The sequence below is a fragment of the Streptomyces sp. NPDC048392 genome (genome assembly GCF_043200575.1).
Classification (GTDB): Bacteria; Actinomycetota; Actinomycetes; order Streptomycetales; family Streptomycetaceae; genus Streptomyces.
This window is the reverse complement of the sequence record NZ_JBICYB010000001.1, coordinates 25600-41485: the sequence shown is the minus strand read 5'-3', so window position 1 is coordinate 41485 and position 15886 is coordinate 25600. Positions and strand designations below refer to the sequence as shown.

The 15886-nt window shown below is 73.5% G+C and carries 13 protein-coding genes; 9 read left to right on the top strand and 4 right to left on the bottom strand.

The window, feature by feature from the left end:
* The first annotated feature begins 37 nt into the window (after nucleotides 1-37).
* Nucleotides 38-559: a MarR family winged helix-turn-helix transcriptional regulator gene (locus ACGFYH_RS00175; protein WP_393800862.1), complete on the top strand. Its 522-nt coding sequence runs from the start codon at nucleotides 38-40 to the stop codon at nucleotides 557-559.
* A gap of 623 nt (nucleotides 560-1182) precedes the next feature.
* Here the strand turns inward: ACGFYH_RS00175 and ACGFYH_RS00170 are convergent.
* The 4 genes from ACGFYH_RS00170 to ACGFYH_RS00155 all read right to left on the bottom strand — a co-directional run bounded on the left by ACGFYH_RS00170 (nucleotide 1183) and on the right by ACGFYH_RS00155 (nucleotide 5549).
* Nucleotides 1183-1464: a hypothetical protein gene (locus ACGFYH_RS00170; protein WP_393800861.1), complete on the bottom strand. Its 282-nt coding sequence runs from the start codon at nucleotides 1462-1464 to the stop codon at nucleotides 1183-1185.
* A gap of 71 nt (nucleotides 1465-1535) precedes the next feature.
* On the bottom strand, nucleotides 1536-3638 hold the full coding sequence (gene malQ, locus ACGFYH_RS00165) for a 4-alpha-glucanotransferase (RefSeq protein ID WP_393800860.1): 2103 nt from the start codon (nucleotides 3636-3638) through the stop codon (nucleotides 1536-1538).
* A gap of 9 nt (nucleotides 3639-3647) precedes the next feature.
* On the bottom strand, nucleotides 3648-3953 hold the full coding sequence (locus ACGFYH_RS00160; protein WP_393800859.1) for a hypothetical protein: 306 nt from the start codon (nucleotides 3951-3953) through the stop codon (nucleotides 3648-3650).
* A 1059-nt stretch (nucleotides 3954-5012) separates the two neighbouring features.
* On the bottom strand, nucleotides 5013-5549 hold the full coding sequence (locus tag ACGFYH_RS00155) for an HNH endonuclease (RefSeq protein ID WP_393800858.1): 537 nt from the start codon (nucleotides 5547-5549) through the stop codon (nucleotides 5013-5015).
* A 318-nt stretch (nucleotides 5550-5867) separates the two neighbouring features.
* Here ACGFYH_RS00155 and ACGFYH_RS00150 point away from each other — a divergent pair, with 318 nt between their 5' ends.
* The 8 genes from ACGFYH_RS00150 to ACGFYH_RS00115 all read left to right on the top strand — a co-directional run bounded on the left by ACGFYH_RS00150 (nucleotide 5868) and on the right by ACGFYH_RS00115 (nucleotide 15829).
* The gene (locus ACGFYH_RS00150) at nucleotides 5868-6965 is read left to right on the top strand and encodes a mechanosensitive ion channel family protein (RefSeq protein WP_393800857.1); all 1098 of its coding nucleotides are present in this window, start codon (nucleotides 5868-5870) and stop codon (nucleotides 6963-6965) included.
* A 292-nt stretch (nucleotides 6966-7257) separates the two neighbouring features.
* Nucleotides 7258-8469: an ROK family protein gene (locus ACGFYH_RS00145; RefSeq protein WP_393800856.1), complete on the top strand. Its 1212-nt coding sequence runs from the start codon at nucleotides 7258-7260 to the stop codon at nucleotides 8467-8469.
* Between the two features lie 91 nt (nucleotides 8470-8560).
* Complete coding sequence (locus tag ACGFYH_RS00140) at nucleotides 8561-9898, top strand: ABC transporter substrate-binding protein (protein WP_393800855.1); 1338 nt, start codon at nucleotides 8561-8563, stop codon at nucleotides 9896-9898.
* A gap of 24 nt (nucleotides 9899-9922) precedes the next feature.
* Nucleotides 9923-10867: a carbohydrate ABC transporter permease gene (locus ACGFYH_RS00135; RefSeq protein WP_393800854.1), complete on the top strand. Its 945-nt coding sequence runs from the start codon at nucleotides 9923-9925 to the stop codon at nucleotides 10865-10867.
* The gene (locus tag ACGFYH_RS00130) at nucleotides 10864-11754 is read left to right on the top strand and encodes a carbohydrate ABC transporter permease (RefSeq protein WP_393800853.1); all 891 of its coding nucleotides are present in this window, start codon (nucleotides 10864-10866) and stop codon (nucleotides 11752-11754) included. The genes ACGFYH_RS00135 and ACGFYH_RS00130 overlap by 4 nt, the downstream gene beginning before the upstream one ends.
* 7 nt (nucleotides 11755-11761) lie before the next feature.
* Nucleotides 11762-13027 (top strand): 6-phospho-beta-glucosidase, encoded by a 1266-nt coding sequence (locus ACGFYH_RS00125; RefSeq protein ID WP_393800852.1) that lies wholly within the window; start codon nucleotides 11762-11764, stop codon nucleotides 13025-13027.
* Nucleotides 13018-13989 (top strand): N-acetylglucosamine kinase, encoded by a 972-nt coding sequence (locus ACGFYH_RS00120; protein ID WP_393800851.1) that lies wholly within the window; start codon nucleotides 13018-13020, stop codon nucleotides 13987-13989. The genes ACGFYH_RS00125 and ACGFYH_RS00120 overlap by 10 nt, the downstream gene beginning before the upstream one ends.
* Before the next feature lie 364 nt (nucleotides 13990-14353).
* Nucleotides 14354-15829: a hypothetical protein gene (locus ACGFYH_RS00115; RefSeq protein WP_393800850.1), complete on the top strand. Its 1476-nt coding sequence runs from the start codon at nucleotides 14354-14356 to the stop codon at nucleotides 15827-15829.
* Nucleotides 15830-15886: the final 57 nt, after the last annotated feature.

Sequence of the window (15886 nt, the reverse complement as noted above, 5' to 3'; positions counted from 1 at the left end):
TCTTGCGGTCGAGCGGAACGGCACCGATACTCGTCCCATGACTGAACGCCCCGAGCAGCGGTCCGAGCCGCGCGAGGACCCCGTCGACGCGATCGTCGCCCAGTGGGCGGCGGTGCGGCCGGAGCTGGACACGGCCGCCATGGAGGTGTTCGGCCGGGTCTTCCGGCTGGCGCGCGCGATGGGCGACCGGATGGAGAAGGCGTACGCGCGCTTCGGCATCTCGCGCGGTGAGTTCGACGCCCTCGCCGTCCTGCGCCGCTCCGGGGAGCCCTACACGCTCTCTCCCCGGGAGCTCTCGGCCACCCTGATGCTCACCACCGGCGGCATGACCGGCCGCCTCGACAAACTCGAACGGGCCGGACTGCTGCGCCGCTCCCCCGACCCGCACGACCGCCGCGGGCTTCAGGTCACCCTCACCGACCGCGGGCTGGAGCTGATCGACGAGGCGGTCGGCGCGGGCCTCGACGTCCAGACCCGGGCGCTGGCCTCACTCGACCCGGAGAGCTCCGGCCAACTGGCCGGCCTGCTGCGGGATCTCCTCGCCGGCACCGAGAAGTAGACGCGGTCGAGGACCCCCCGCGGCGGGCCGCTCGGCCCAGGTGCGCGGCGAGGGCCGCCCCGGTGCGTGCCGCGGCGGTGTCCTCCGCCGCCCAGGGCACGTGACCGTCAGGCCGCAGCACCGTCGTAGGGCGTCCGCTCGTCCAGTGCGCCACGGCCGGCCGGTCCTCACGTCCGGTCCCGGGACCGTGCTTTCCCGGCCCGCCGCCGGGCCGATCAGCACGAACCGTCCGCCGCGCAGCGCCTCGTACGGCCGGCCGCCGCCGGTCAGCGCCACGTCGGGCGCACGGGTGCCGGTCAGCCGGTGGCAGCCGCGGGGGCGGGGCAGCGGTACCCACCGCGGCAACAAGGAAGGGCGGTTCGCGGCGGCCGTCGCGGTCGGCCTCGCGACGCAGGGCGCCCGGGCCGGCCCTCACCCGGTACGTGCCGCGTGCTGCGCTTTCCGGCTGCGGTGGCGCTTCACCGCGAGAAGGTCGTGCGCCTGGCCGGCCCCCGCGCTGCCTGACGGCGCCGATCCCCTGATATTCCCGCCCTGCCGACGCCGAAGGGCGCCGGTTCCGCCCGCACACGGCTGATGCGCGTGTGCGGGGGAACCGGCGCCCTCGGTACGGCCGGGTCGGACCGTCAGGCCTTGGCGTCGGCCTTGGGACGGGTCTTGATGTTGCGGGAGGTCACCCGGTGCTCCTCCTTGGAGCGGTCCAGGACCAGGACCAGGCCCGCGATGATCGCGAACAGCGCGATCGGAGCCAGGACGTAGAGGCCCAGCGTCTCGACGACGCTCAGGCCGGTGCCGGGGTCGTCGCCGTCGTCGCGGGTCAGCGCGAGCGCGGGGGACGACATGAGCAGCATCATCAGCGTCGTACCGGCTGCCAGGGCGCCGGCGCGCAGGGCGTTCTTCTTGTCCACGGTGCCAAGTTAGCGAACGGCCGCGGCGACCGCGCGCCCGGGGTGCCCGTACGGGACCGGGGCCGCCCCGCTCAGCCGCCGCCGCGTTCCCGTACGACGTCGGTCAGGGCGTGCAGGCGGGGCGAGGCAGCCAGGTCCTCCAGGGTCACCGGGCGGCCCCCGGCGTCGGCGACGGGCAGTCGCCAGTTCGGGTACTGGTCCCAGGTGCCGGGGAGGTTCTGCGGGCGGCGGTCGCCGACGGCGTCCGGGAGCCAGATGCCGACCATGCGGGCGGGGGTGCGCAGCAGGAAGCGGTGCACGGCCTGGATCTCCGCCTCCTCGGCGGGGATCCCGGGGTCGCCGCCGGTGCCGTGCAGCAGCCCGAGCCCGGCCAGGACGTCCAGCCACTCCGCGGTGTCCGCCGCGGCCTCGGCGCGCTCCTCCTCCAGCGGCCGGGTGAGCAGGCCGAGCCGGTCGCGGAGTTCGACGTGCTCGCCGGTGAGGCGGGCGGCGGTGGAGGGCAGGTCGTGCGTGGTGGCGGTGGCCAGGCAGTCGGCGCGCCACCGCTCGGGGGGCAGGGGACGGCCGTCGCCGGTCCAGTCCCGCTCGAACCACAGCACCGAGGTGCCCAGCACGCCGCGTTCGCGCAGGGCCTCGCGCACGCCGGGCTCGACGGTGCCCAGGTCCTCGCCGATGACCACGGCGCCGGCCCGGGTGGCCTCCAGGACCAGGACGGCGAGCATGGCCTCGGCGTCGTAGTGGACGTAGGTGCCCTCGGTGGGCGGGTGGCCCTCGGGGACCCACCAGAGCCGGAACAGGCCCATGACGTGGTCGATGCGCAGGGCTCCGGCGTGCCGGAACAGACCGCGCAGCAGGCGCCGGAAGGGTGCGTAGCCGTCCGCGGCCAGACGGTCGGGGCGCCAGGGCGGCAGGCCCCAGTCCTGGCCGAGGGAGTTGAAGGCGTCCGGCGGTGCGCCCACCGACATGCCGGCGGCGAAGTACTCCTGCTGGGCCCAGGAGTCGGCGCCCCGCGGGTGCACCCCGACGGCGAGGTCGTGGACGATCCCGACCGGCATGCCCGCCTCGCGGGCGATGCGCTGGGCGGCGGTGAGCTGGGTGTCGGTGAGCCAGGTGAGGCGGGAGTGGAAGTCGACCCGGTCCATCAGCTCGGTGCGGGCGCGGTCCGTGGCGGCGGAGCGGGGGTCGCGCAGACCCTCGGGCCACCGGTGCCAGTCGGGGCCGTGGATCTCGGCGAGCGCGCACCAGGTGGCGTGGTCCTCAAGCGCGGTGCCCTGTTCGGCGAGGTAGTCGCAGTAGGCGGCGCGGCGGCCGGGTCCGAGGGGGACCTCGTGGAGCAGTTCGAGGGCGTCGCGTTTCAGCTCCCACACGGCGTCCCGGTCGATGAGCGCGTCCTGCTCCAGTACGGCCGCGCGCAGCCGACCGGCCCGTTGCCGCAGGGTTCGGGCGCGCTCGTGGTCGGTGATGTACGGGTACTCGGGCACGTCCTCGATCCGCAGGTGGACGGGGTCGGGGAAGCGGCGCGAGGAGGGCCGGTAGGGGGAGGGGTCGGTGGGGGCTCCGGGCACGGCCGCGTGCAGCGGGTTGACCTGGACGAACCCGGCGCCGAGGGAGCGTCCGGCCCAGGCGGCCAGTTCGCCGAGGTCGCCGAGGTCGCCCATGCCCCAGGAGTGGCGGGAGAGGAGGGAGTAGAGCTGGACGAGGAGGCCGTGGGAACGCGCGGCGGGGGTGGGCAGCCGGGCGGGCGCGACGACCAGGTGGGCGTCGGCGGTCCGGCCGTCGGGCGCGGTGGCGGTCAGCCGGTGGACCCCGGGCGGGAGCTGTCCGGCTTCGGTGCGGGTCTCGCCCTGCTCGGTGTCGACGCGCAGCCGGGTGCCCCGGGGCAGGGCGGCCAGGGCCGCCGGTGTGCCGCCGTCGGCCCAGCGGACGACGGTGGGCGGCAGCAGGCGTTCGCGCAGCTCGGCCTCACGGGCGGCGAGTGCGGCCCGTACGGCTCCGGGGCTGCTGGTGTCCACGCCCAGGGCGGCCAGCGCGAGGGTGACGGCGGTGGCCGAGGCCGGGACGGCGCGGTCCGGGGAGGGGCGGTAGGAGGTGGCGACGCCGTGCAGGGCGGCGAGCCTGGTCAGATCCTCGGGAAGGTCCTCGGTGGACGGCTCGGCCGGTTGCGCTGCGGGCATCTGCTTCCTCTACGACCTCGTGGGTTCCGGGACGGCGAAGGAGGGGCCGCCCTGCTCCGGCACGTCGGCCGTGAGTTCGGGCGAGGACTCGCTGGTCAGCGGTACGGCGTCGGCGAACGGCGACTCGCTGGTGAGGGGCTCGGCGTCGGGCAGCGGCGGTTCGCTGGTCAGCGGGGTCTCGGCGCTGCTGTGGGTGGCGCCGAAGAGGCAGTAGTGCGGGGTGCCGGAGGCGGCGGAGGACTCCGCCCAGGGTGTGGACGGCTCCGCCACGGGTTTGGAGGGGGCCGGCAGCAGAAGGGGTGCCAGTGCAGCCACGGGGGTCTCCTTTGGATCAGGCTCTGGGTCGGGTTCGTGTCGACACGCTTGTGGCGAGTCACGGCAGCCCCTACCCAGTTCGCGCGAGGACAGACGCCCCAACCCTGACAACGTGCTCCTGGTCACACGCACATCCTCTCGAATACCCATGAAACCGGCCAAAAAATCACCTGGCCCTCTCCCCGATCGCCCAAACCGGAACCGATCTCAGACCCAGAAGGGAGTGGCCCGGCCCCGGCCCGCACTCAGGCCGGCCCTGCCGCCGTTGGGCCGCTCGGTACGGCCGGAAGAAGCCGCGGTGCCTCTGACGGACCGACCACACCGTCTAAACCGCACTCCCGCGCGAACCGCCGCCCGCCCCGCGGCCACCTCAGTCCTGGCGGGAGCGGGGGCGGGGGTCTTGCTGGAAAGCGTGAGCAGTGTGCGGGTAAGTGTCACTTGGGCGCTCAAAGGAGCGGCTTGAGGACAGCGGGGGCACGAGTGCTCACCGTTTCGGGGCGCTGTGCGGGCCTGCGGAGGCCGTGACCCTCCGCCAGCCGGAGGTGCTGCTGCGGCTGGACTCCACGGGGCCGTGGTGGGCGGCCCGCGCGGTGGGCGCCGCGCCCACTCCCGGTCGCGGTCGCGGACGCCGACGAACAGTGCGGGCGCGGACTCCCACTGGTGAGGGCGCCGGCCACGCGGCGGGGCCGGAGCCGCGAAGCGTCGGCGAGACCGTGTACGCCGAGTGGGACCGGGCCACCGCCGCAGTGGTGGTGGCCCGGCGAGGGAAGCCGCACAGGTGGAGTTCCTCGGCGGACGCCTCGGCCGCGAGGCGTGGCCCGACGGCGGCCGGCCGGGACACCCGCGAGGTCCCGGCCGGGAGGCCCGGCCCGACGGCGGCCGGCCGGGACACCCGCGAGGCCGAGGCGCGCAGCCGGCCGGACGGCGGGCGGGACGAGCCCGTGCAGACCCGCCCTCCGGCAAGGAGGTCGCGCTGCCCGAGCCGGCCGGGCCCGCCCTGGACACCGAGCCGCCGGGGAACCCGGTGCGCCGGCCCGCGGCAGACACGGGCCCGGAGCGTCAGGCGGGAATGCCGTCGATCCGGGCCATGGCGTCCTCCGCACCGTACGGCTGCAAGTACGGCATCCAGCGCGGGTCCCTGTGGCCCGTGCCGATGATGCGCCAGGCCAGACCGGTGGGCGGGGCCGGTTTGTGGCGCAGGCGCCAGCCCAGCTCGACCAGGTGGCGGTCGGCCTTGACGTGGTTGCAGCGGCGGCAGGACGCCACCACGTTGTCCCACGCGTGCAGGCCCCCGCGGCTGCGCGGGACGACGTGGTCGACACTGGTCGCGACGGCGCCGCAGTACATGCAGCGGCCGCCGTCGCGGGCGAACAGGGCCCGCCGAGTCAGCGGTACGGGCCCCCGGTAGGGAACACGCACGAATCGCTTGAGCCGGACCACGCTGGGTGCGGGCACGGTGACGGTCGCGCTGTGCAGATAGGCGCCGGACTCCTCGAGGCACACGGCCTTGTTCTCCAGGACGAGGACGAGCGCGCGGCGGAGCGGTACGACGCCGAGTGGCTCGTACGACGCGTTGAGGACCAGGACATGCGGCACGGGTGCCTCCTTGGGCGTCGGCGGCGCGTGGCTCGCGCCGGGACGATCTGGTTCAGTCTCCCCTCATGGCTGGTCGAAGCGCCACCATGTCCCGGTAACGGGCTGGGAGTGTTTTCGACCACACGGGTCGCGGCGCCACCGGCGTGACCAGTTCAAGCGCGGGCGGGCACCGTTCCTCCCGCCCATTTCGGGCCGAACCGCGTCCGGTGCCCCGTTAGTGTGGTGCTCCTGCCCCGTCCGGTGACCTTTCCGTGACCTTGGACCGGACCCTCGGACCGGACCGCGCAGGACGGGCCGCCGCACCTGGAGGTATCCGTCGTGTCCCTGTCCGCCGCCGTCCCGCCGGCCGCCGGTTCGTCGCCCTCGCCGTCACCGTCCCCGACGGCCCCGGCGGTGCCCTCGCTGCGGGACGCCCACGAAAGCGCGACGAACGCCGCGGGCTGGGTCGAGGAGAACTGGTCGACGTGGCTCGCGATCGGACTGCGGGTGCTGCTGATCGTGGTGATAGCGGCGGTACTGCGCGCGATGGTGCGGCGGGCGATCACCAAGCTGATAGACCGGATGAACCGCAGGAGCGGCACGTCCGGCGGCACCGCGCTGAGCGGCCTGCTGGTCAACGCCGAGCGGCGCCGGCAGCGGTCGGAGGCCATCGGATCGGTACTGCGCTCGGTGGCCAGCTTCCTCGTCCTCGGCACCGCCGCCCTGATGGTGCTCGGCACCTTCCAGATCAACCTGGCCCCGCTGCTGGCGTCCGCCGGTGTCGCCGGCGTGGCGATCGGCTTCGGGGCCCGCAACCTGGTCACCGACTTCCTGTCCGGCGTGTTCATGATCCTGGAGGACCAGTACGGCGTCGGCGACAGCATCGACGCGGGCGTGGCCTCCGGGGAGGTCGTCGAGGTCGGGCTGCGGGTGACCAAGCTGCGCGGCGCCGACGGCGAGATCTGGTACGTCCGCAACGGCGAGATCAAGCGGATCGGCAACCTCTCCCAGGGCTGGTCCACGGCCGGCGTGGACGTGACCGTCCGCTCCGACGAGAACCTGGACGGGGTGAAGGAAACCCTCAAGGCCGTCGGCGAGCGGATGAGCAAGGAGGAGCCCTGGAACGAGATGCTCTGGGGCCCCATCGAGGTCCTCGGCCTGGAGTCCGTACTGCTCGACTCCATGGTGGTGCGGGTCTCCGCGAAGACCATGCCCGGCAAGGCCCTCACCGTCGAGCGTGAACTGCGCTGGCGCATCAAGCGCGCCTTCGACGAGGCCGGCATCGCGATCGTCGGCGGGGCCACTGTCCCGTCGGAGGGCGCTTGGGCCGCCGCCGACCCGGCCGCGGGTGTGGCGGCACCGTCCGCGTACGCGAGCACGGTGTCGCCGCAGTCCATCGCGGCATCCCCGATCCCGCCGCCCGGCACCGGCAAGTAGCCGGCCGGCGGCCTCCCGGTCCCACTGCCAAGCCCCCTACCGAGCCCGCCACCCGAACGAACCCGTCACCCGGGTCCGCGCGCCACCCCCAGGCGCCGATCCCACGTCCTTGCCGACCCGAGGCGACGACCGCGCTGCCTCGGGTCGGTCTCTTGACGGCCCCTCCCGGGCGGGCCTACGTTTCTCAGCCAACAGGAAACTTTCCTAACAGATTTCCTTCCTGATCCGCGCGGTGGACTTCTCCCACCGCCCCCTGAAAAGCTGAGCGGTCGAGAGGCAGGTGTGGACACGCATGGCAGGAACCGCCGGTACGCCGGGCACCCCGCGCGTCCTGCGCGCCATGAACGACCGGGCCGCCCTGGACCTCCTGCTGGAGCACGGGCCGCTGTCGCGGACCCGGATCGGCAAGCTGACCGGCCTGTCCAAGCCGACCGCCTCCCAGCTGCTGGCCCGCCTGGAGGCGGCGGGGCTGGTGCTGGCGGGCGGCACGACGGAGGGCCGCCCGGGCCCCGGCGCCCGGCTCTACGAGGTCAACCCGGCCGCCGCGTACGCCGCCGGACTCGACGTCACCCCCGACCGCGTCCTGGCCGCGGTCGCCGACGTCACGGGCCGCACGGTCGGCCGGCACGAGCTGCCCACCCCGGGCCGGCGCCCCGCCGCACCCGTCGTCCAGCAGGTCACCGACGCCCTCGACGGCGCGGTGAAGGCGGCCGGACTCGCCCGGACCGACGTCCACCGCCTGGTCATCGGCACCCCGGGCGCCTTCGACCCGGGCACCGGGCGGCTGCGTTACGCCTCCCACCTGCCCGGCTGGCACTCCCCCAGCCTCCTGGACGCACTCGCCGCCGCCCTGCCGATGCCGGTCGAGTACGAGAACGACGTGAACCTCGCCGCCGTGGCCGAGCAGCGCCTCGGCGCGGCCCGGGGACACGGGGACTTCGTCCTGCTGTGGAACCAGGAGGGCCTGGGCGCCGCCCTGGTCCTCGGTGGCCGCCTGCACCGCGGCTGGACCGGCGGCGCGGGCGAGGTCGGGTTCCTGCCGGTGCCGGGCGCCCCGCTGGTCCGCAAGGTCAGCCGGACGGGCAGCGGCGGCTTCCAGGAGCTGGCCGGTTCCCAGGCCCTGCCGGGACTGGCCCGGGAGCTGGGCGTCACCGACGTGCCCTCGGGGCGGTACCCCGAGGTCGCCGCCGCCCTGGTCGCCCGGGCGGCACGGGCCGGGGACGAGCCGCACCGCCGGCTGCTCCAGACCTACGCCACCCGCCTGGCCACCGGCCTGGCCTCCCTCGTCTCGGTGCTGGACCCCGAGCTGGTGGTCCTGAGCGGCACCTCCCTCACCTCCGGCGGGGCGGCCCTGCGCGACCTGGTCCAGGACGAGCTGGAGGAACTGGCCGCCTCCCGGCCCCGGCTCGCCGTCGGTGACGTGACCGACCACCCCGTCCTGCGCGGCGCACTGGAGAGCGCGCTCGCGACCACCCGCGACGAGGTCTTCGACACCTCGCGCTGACCGCGCCCACCCCCCACTCGCCCCGCCCCCACTCGTCCCACCCCCGCTCGTCCCACCGACCTGTCCCCGCCCTGCCCCTGGGAGCTTCGACATGCCCGGAATGTCCAGAAACGCGGTCCTCGCGGTCGCCACCTCCGCCTCCCTCGCCCTGCTCGCCACCGCCTGCACCGGTCAGTCCGAGACCGGCGCCTCCGACGACCCGAACGCCGAGACGACCATCACCTTCTGGCACGGCTGGAGCGCGCCCGCCGAGGTCGAGGCCGTCCAGGCCAACGTGGACCGTTTCGAGAAGGCGCACCCCAACATCGAGGTCAAGGTCGTCGGCAACATCAACGACGACAAGCTCAACCAGGCCCTGCGCGCGGGCGGTTCGAACGGCCCCGACGTGGTGTCCTCGTTCACCACCTCCAACATCGGCAAGTTCTGCTCCTCGGGCGCCTTCCTCGACCTGAAGCCGTTCATCGAGAAGTCGAGGCTCGACCTGGACGCGCTCATCCCGAAGCCGATGCTGGAGTACACGCAGTTCGACGGGACGCGCTGCGCCCTGCCCCTGCTCGGTGACGCCTACGGCCTCTACTACAACAAGGACGCCTTCGAGGCGGCGGGCATCGAGGCGCCGCCCAAGACCTGGTCCCGGTTCGCCGAGGTGGCGAAGAAGCTGACGAAACCCAGGGGCGACGGGTACCAGCAGCTCGGCTTCATGCCGAACTACCACGGCTACGAGACGGTCGTCGACCACTACATGTCCCAGTGGGACCACGCCTACTTCGACGCGGACGGCAAGTCCGCCGTCGCCGAGGACCCGGCGTTCGCGGAGATGTTCACGTACCAGAAGAAGCTGGTCGACGACCTCGGCGGCTTCGCGAAGCTGGAGAAGTACCGCAACACCTTCGGCGACGAGTGGGGCGCCGAGCACCCCTTCCAGACCGGCCAGGTGGCCATGCAGCTGGACGGCGAATGGCGGCTCGGCATGGCGAAGGACGCCGGTGCGGACTTCGAGATCGGCACCGCGCCGATGCCCGTCGCCGACGACGAGGTCGCCGAGTACGGCAAGGGCTTCCTGTCGGGCACGGTCATGGGCATCGCCCCGCAGAGCAAGAAGCGGAACGCCGCGTGGGAACTGGTGAAGTACATGACGACCGACACCGAGGCCGTCGTCGCCTTCGCCAACGCCATCCACAACGTGCCCTCCACCTTCCCCGCCCTCAAGTCGCCCGGCCTGAAGACCGACCCGGCGTTCAAGACCTTCCTGGACATCGCCCGGCATCCCGAGTCGAACTCCCCGCCGGCCTCCGTCAACGGCGCCACGTACCAGCTGACGCTCCAGGACTTCGGCTACCGGTACGAGTCGGGCAAGGCGACGGACCTCGAGGCCGGTCTGCGCGAGACCGCCGAGCAGATCGACCGCGACATCGAGCAGGCGAAGTAGCGGTCGATGAGGTCCATGGCAGCCATGAGCACCAACACGCTCCGCGCGAAGCGCCGGTCCTCGGCGCTTCGGACGGTGGCCTTCATGTCACCGTGGCTCGTCGGGTTCGGCGTCTTCTTCGCCTACCCCCTGGTGTCCACCGTGTACTTCTCACTGATGAAGTACGACGGCTTCGGTGTCCCGGAGTTCCGGGGCCCGGAGAACTGGACGTACGTCTTCCAGGACTACCCGCTGTTCTGGCCGGCCCTGCGCAACACCCTGTGGCTGGTCGGCGTGATGGTGACCTGCCGGGTGGTGTTCGGACTCGGGATCGGCCTGCTCATCACGAAGATCAGGACGGGGGCCGGAGTCTTCCGCACGCTGTTCTACCTGCCCTGTCTCGCCCCGCCCGTCGCCGCGACGCTGGCCTTCGTCTTCCTCCTCAATCCCGGCACCGGACCGGTCAACTCCGTCCTGGAGGGCCTGGGCGCACCGGCGCCCGGCTGGTTCACGGACTCCGCCTGGTCCAAGCCGGCGCTGACCGCGCTCGCGGTGTGGGGCGTGGGCGACCTGATGGTGATCTTCATGGCCGCCCTGCTCGACGTGCCGAAGGAGCAGTACGAGGCGGCCGAGCTGGACGGGGCGTCGGCCTGGCAGCGGTTCCGGTTCGTGACGCTGCCGAACATCTCGCCCATCGTGCTGTTCGCCGTGGTCACAGGCGTGATCCAGACCATGCAGTACTACACGCAGCCGCTGGTCGCCGGGAAGGTCGCCTCCGGGATCATCGGCGGCTCCGGTCAGTCCTTCGAACCGGGCTATCCCGACAAGTCAACCCTCACCCTCCCCCAACTCGTCTACAACCTCGGCTTCCAGCGCTTCGACTACGGCTCCGCCTGTGTGGTCGCCCTCGTGCTGTTCGCGCTGGCCATGGCGTTCACGGCGCTGCTGATGCGCCGCCGGGGCGGTCTGATCCAGGCAGGTGACCGATGACCCGGGTACTGGACCGGCCCGTGGCGGCCGGCACACCGCCCACCGAGGAGCGCACCGCCCGCCGGCGCGTCCTGCTGGAGTGGATCGCCGTCCACTCCCTGGGCGTGGCCGCCGCCCTCTTCTTCACGCTGCCGTTCGTGTTCGTCGTCCTCACCTCGCTGATGAGCGACCAGCAGGCCCTCACCCGCGACCTGTGGCCGCACACCTGGGAGTGGGGCAACTACCGGGCGGTCCTGGACACACCCGGCTTCCTGACCTGGTGGAAGAACACACTGCTCTACGCCGGTCTGGGCACCGTCCTGACCGTGGCCTCGTCGATCCCGGTGGCGTACGCGCTGGCGAAGTTCCGCTTCCGGGGCCGGCATCTGTCCCTGATGCTGGTGATCTCGACGATGATGCTGCCCCCACAGGTGATCATCATCCCGATGTACCTCTTCTGGGCGAAGCAGCTCGACCTGTCGGGCACCCTGTGGCCGCTGATCATCCCGATGGCCTTCGGCGACGCGTTCTCCATCTTCCTGCTGCGCCAGTTCCTGCTCACCATCCCGGACGAGTACCTGGACGCGGCGAGGGTCGACGGCTGCGGGGAGCTGCGCACCCTGCTGAAGGTCGTTCTGCCGATGGCCAGGCCGGGCATCGCGGCGGTGGCCCTCTTCCAGTTCTTCTACGCCTGGAACGACTACTTCGGCCCCCAGGTCTACGCCTCCGAGAACCCCGCCGCCTGGACGCTCTCCTACGGCCTGGAGTCCTTCAAGGGCGCCCACCACACCGACTGGAACCTGACCATGGCCGCGACCGTGCTGGTCATGGCCCCTGTGATCCTCGTGTTCTTCTTCGCGCAGAAGGCGTTCGTCGAGGGCGTCACACTGACCGGAGTAAAGGGTTGATGACTGCATGAAACTCACCGTGGTCGGCGGCGGTTCGACCTACACGCCCGAACTGATCGACGGATTCGCCCGGCTGCGGGACACGCTGCCCGTCGAGGAGCTGGTCCTGGTCGATCCGGCGGCGGACCGGCTGGAGTTGGTGGGCGGCCTCGCCCGCCGCATCTTCGCCAGGCAGGGGCACGACGGCCGGATCGTCACCACCTCCGACCTGGACGCGGCCGTCGACGGCGCCGACGCGGTCCTGCTCCAGCTGCGCGTCGGCGGCCAGGCCGCCAGGCAGCGGGACGAGACCTGGCCGCTGGAGTGCGGCTGCGTCGGCCAGGAGACGACCGGCGCGGGCGGTCTCGCCAAGGCGCTGCGCACGGTGCCGGTGGTGCTGGACATCGCCGAGCGGGTCCGCCGCGCCAACCCGGACGCCTGGATCGTCGACTTCACCAACCCGGTCGGCATCGTGACCCGTGCCCTGCTCCAGGCCGGGCACCGGGCGGTCGGACTGTGCAACGTGGCGATCGGGCTGCAGCGCAAGTTCGCCGCGCTGCTCGGGGTGGCGCCCGCCGACGTCCACCTGGACCACGTGGGCCTCAACCACCTCACCTGGGAGACCGGCGTCCGGCTCGGCGGCCCCGGTGGCGAGGACGTCCTGCCCCGCCTGCTGGCCGAGCACGGCGACACGGTCGCCGCCGACCTCCGCCTGCCCCGGCCCCTCCTGGACCGCCTGGGCGTCGTCCCGTCCTACTACCTGCGCTACTACTACGCCCACGACGAGGTCGTCGACGAACTGCGCACCAAGCCGTCCCGGGCCGCCGAGGTGGCCGGGATGGAGCGGCGACTGCTGGAGATGTACGGCGACCCGGCCCTGGACGAGAAGCCCGCGCTGCTCGCCGAGCGCGGCGGCGCCTACTACTCGGAGGCGGCCGTGGACCTCGCCGCCGCCCTGCTCGGCGGCGCGGGCTCCCCGTACCAGGTGGTGAACACCTCCAACCGGGGCACGCTGCCCTTCCTCCCGGACGACGCGGTGATCGAGGTGCCCGCGGCGGTGGGCGGCAGGGGCGCCGCCCCGCTGCCGGTGGCGACCGTGGACCCGCTGTACGCGGGGCTCATGGCGAACGTGACGGCGTACGAGGACCTGGCCCTGGACGCGGCCCTGCGCGGTGGCCGGGACCGGGTGCTGCGGGCGCTGCTCGCCCACCCCCTGGTCGGCCAGTACACGTACGCGGAGCAGCTCACCGACCGGCTGATCGCACACAACCGGGAGCACCTGGCGTGGGCCTGACCGCAAGCCTGCTCGCCGTCGACGCGGGCAACAGCAAGACCGACGTGGCCGTGGTGGCGGCCGACGGGGAGGTCCTCGCCACGGCCCGGGGCGGCGCCTTCCGCCCGCCGGCCGTCGGCGTCGAGCGGGCCGTGGACGCCCTGGCGGAGGCGGTGACGCGGGCCTTCGGGGCGGCGGGCGTCACCTCCGTCGACCACGTGTCGGCGTGCCTGGCCAACGCCGACCTGCCCGTGGAGGAGGAGCAGCTGGCCGCCTCGCTGCACGCGCGCGCGTGGGGGGCGAGTGTCGACGTACGCAACGACACGTTCGCGATCCTGCGGGCCGGCGTCTCCGAGCCGCTCGGCGTCGCCGTCGTGTGCGGGGCGGGCGTCAACTGCGTGGGCATGCGTCCCGACGGCCGCACCGCCCGTTTCCCGGCCGTCGGCCGCATCTCCGGCGACTGGGGCGGCGGCTGGGGGCTGGCCGAGGAGGCGCTGTGGCACGCGGCACGGGCGGAGGACGGCCGCGGCGGGCCCACGGAACTGGCCCGCACCCTGCCGGCCCACTTCGGCCTCGACTCGATGTACGCCCTCATCGCGGCCCTGCACCTGCGGCACGTCGAGCCCGTACGGCGGCACGAGCTGACCCCCGTGCTGTTCGCCACGGCGGCCGGCGGCGACCCGCTCGCGCGGTCGATCGTGGACCGGCAGGCCGACGAGGTGGTGGCCATGGCCACCGTCGCGCTGACCCGCCTCGACCTGCTGGCCGAACCCGCGCCGGTCCTGCTGGGCGGCAGCGTGCTGGCGGCACGGCACCCGCGGCTCGACGACCGGATACGGGAACTGCTGGCGGCCCGTGCCCCCAAGGCGGTCCCCCGGGTGGTGACGGCCCGGCCCGTACTGGGCGCGGTGCTGCTGGGTCTCGACCACGTGGACGCGGCCCCGGGGGCCCATGCGCGAGCGCGGGAGCACTTCACCGGCTGAGCCGTCCCAGGCGCCCCAGGCGCCCCAGGCACAGGCGTCCCAGGCGTCCCAGGCACAGGCGTCCCAGGCGCCCCAGGCACAGGCGTCCCAGGCGCCCCAGGCACAGGCGTCCCAGGCGCCCGTACCATCCGTCCCTCCATGTCGCCCGCGCCCCCGTGCCGCCCGTGCCCCGCGCCACCCGTAGCGTCCGGGGTGCGGGCGGCCCGGGTGCGGGCGGGGGAACCGGACCGCATCCCCTGGCGTATTCATGGGCAGGGGTGGTGCGTGGCGCCGGGGGACGCACCGAGATCGGGGGAAGGCCGGTGCGAAGGTCGGTGCGGGCAGCGATACTTGCGGCGACGGATGACCATGGGGGAGGTCAGCAGTGACTCAACCGCCGAAAGGCAGCGCGGGGCCGCCGCCGGGCACGGGCGTGCCCGCCCCGCCCGCCGTACCGGCGCGCTCCGGGCCGCTGCCGGGGCAGCGCTCGGCCGGCGCGCTCGCCGCTCCCCCGCCGCCCACTCCCACGCCCGTGCCCCCGGCGCCGCGCCGCACCGCCTTCGCCGAGGGCGTGGACCGGGTGCGCGCGGCGGCGGGCACCGAGCCGGGGCGGCTGCGCATCATCGGCGCGCTGCTCGCCGTGCTCGTCGTCGCCTTCGGCACGGTCACCGCCTGGCAGATGAACGAGCGGTCCGTGGCGGCCGACGACGTGCTGACCCGCAGCCAGCCGCTCAGCTCCGCCGCGGCCGACATCTACCGCTCCCTCGCCGAGGCCAACACCGCGGCCTCCAGCGGCTTCCTCGCCGGCGGCCAGGAGACGGAGAACTCCCGCGCGCGGTACGACCACGGTATCCGCGCGGCCGCCGAGGGGCTCGTGACGGCCGCCGCCAACTCCGAGCCCAGGTCGCCGGCGGCGACGACCATCACCAGGCTCAACCGCCTGCTGCCGGAGTACAAGGGCCTGGTCGAGCGGGCCCGCACCTACAACCGGCAGGGCTTCCCCGTCGGCGGCGCCTATCTGCGCTACGCCAACGAGAAGATGCAGAAGGAGATGCTCCCGGCGGCGGAGGACCTCTACAAGAAGGAGAACCAGCGGCTGAGCGCCGACTACGGCGACGCCAAGCCCTACCCCTGGGCCGCCATCGCCCTCGGCGTCGCCCTGCTCGCCGCGCTGGCCTGGGCCCAGCACCGCAACTACCGGCGCACCAACCGCGTCCTGAACCACGGTCTGGTCGCCGCGACGACCGCCTCAGCGATCGTGCTGCTCTGGCTGGTCGTCGGCCACAGCGTCGCGCGGTCGAACCTGACCGACTCCTACGAGCACGGCGTGCGCTCCCTCAACGCGCTGAACGAGGCCCGCATCGCCTCCCTCAAGGCCCGGGGCAACGAGAACCTCACCCTGGTCTCCCGCGGCGCGGAGACCACCAAGGTGGACGACAAGACGTACGACTCCTACGACCTGGCCTTCGGGAAGAACATGGACGCCCTCGGCAAGGCCCTGGCCGAGGCGGGGCGGCTCGCCGACGACCGGGCGGGCGAGCAGCCGGTCGGCACGGCGAACGGCAACATGACGGAGTGGAAGAGGCGTCACACCTCGGCCCGTGAGCAGGACGAGAACGGCAACTACCAGCAGGCGCTCGACCTGGTGATCGGCGGCGACGGCGCCACGGTCGAGTGCTTCGACGGCGTCGACGACGCGCTCGCCACCGCGCTCGGACACGAGGAGGAGGAGTTCGAGCGGGCGGCGGACGACGGCCTGGGCGCGATGGCGTACCTGCCGCAGGGCGCCGGTGTGCTCGCCGCGCTGGGGGCCGCCGGAGCGCTGGTGGGCATCGGCCGCAGGCTGTCGGAGTACCGGTGATGCGGGGTACGGGCCCGGCGGGCCGGTGGGAAGGGGCGGTACCCGTGGAAGGGGACG

Excerpts from the sequence above, each read along its gene's own strand:
- ACGFYH_RS00175 (WP_393800862.1), top strand. The coding sequence starts at position 38 with ATGACTGAACGCCCCGAGCAGCGGTCCGAGCCGCGCGAGGACCCCGTC.
- malQ (WP_393800860.1), bottom strand. The coding sequence starts at position 3,638 with ATGCCCGCAGCGCAACCGGCCGAGCCGTCCACCGAGGACCTTCCCGAG.
- ACGFYH_RS00145 (WP_393800856.1), top strand. The coding sequence starts at position 7,258 with ATGGCAGGAACCGCCGGTACGCCGGGCACCCCGCGCGTCCTGCGCGCC.
- ACGFYH_RS00140 (WP_393800855.1), top strand. The coding sequence starts at position 8,561 with ATGCCCGGAATGTCCAGAAACGCGGTCCTCGCGGTCGCCACCTCCGCC.
- ACGFYH_RS00135 (WP_393800854.1), top strand. The coding sequence starts at position 9,923 with ATGAGCACCAACACGCTCCGCGCGAAGCGCCGGTCCTCGGCGCTTCGG.
- ACGFYH_RS00130 (WP_393800853.1), top strand. The coding sequence starts at position 10,864 with ATGACCCGGGTACTGGACCGGCCCGTGGCGGCCGGCACACCGCCCACC.
- ACGFYH_RS00125 (WP_393800852.1), top strand. The coding sequence starts at position 11,762 with ATGAAACTCACCGTGGTCGGCGGCGGTTCGACCTACACGCCCGAACTG.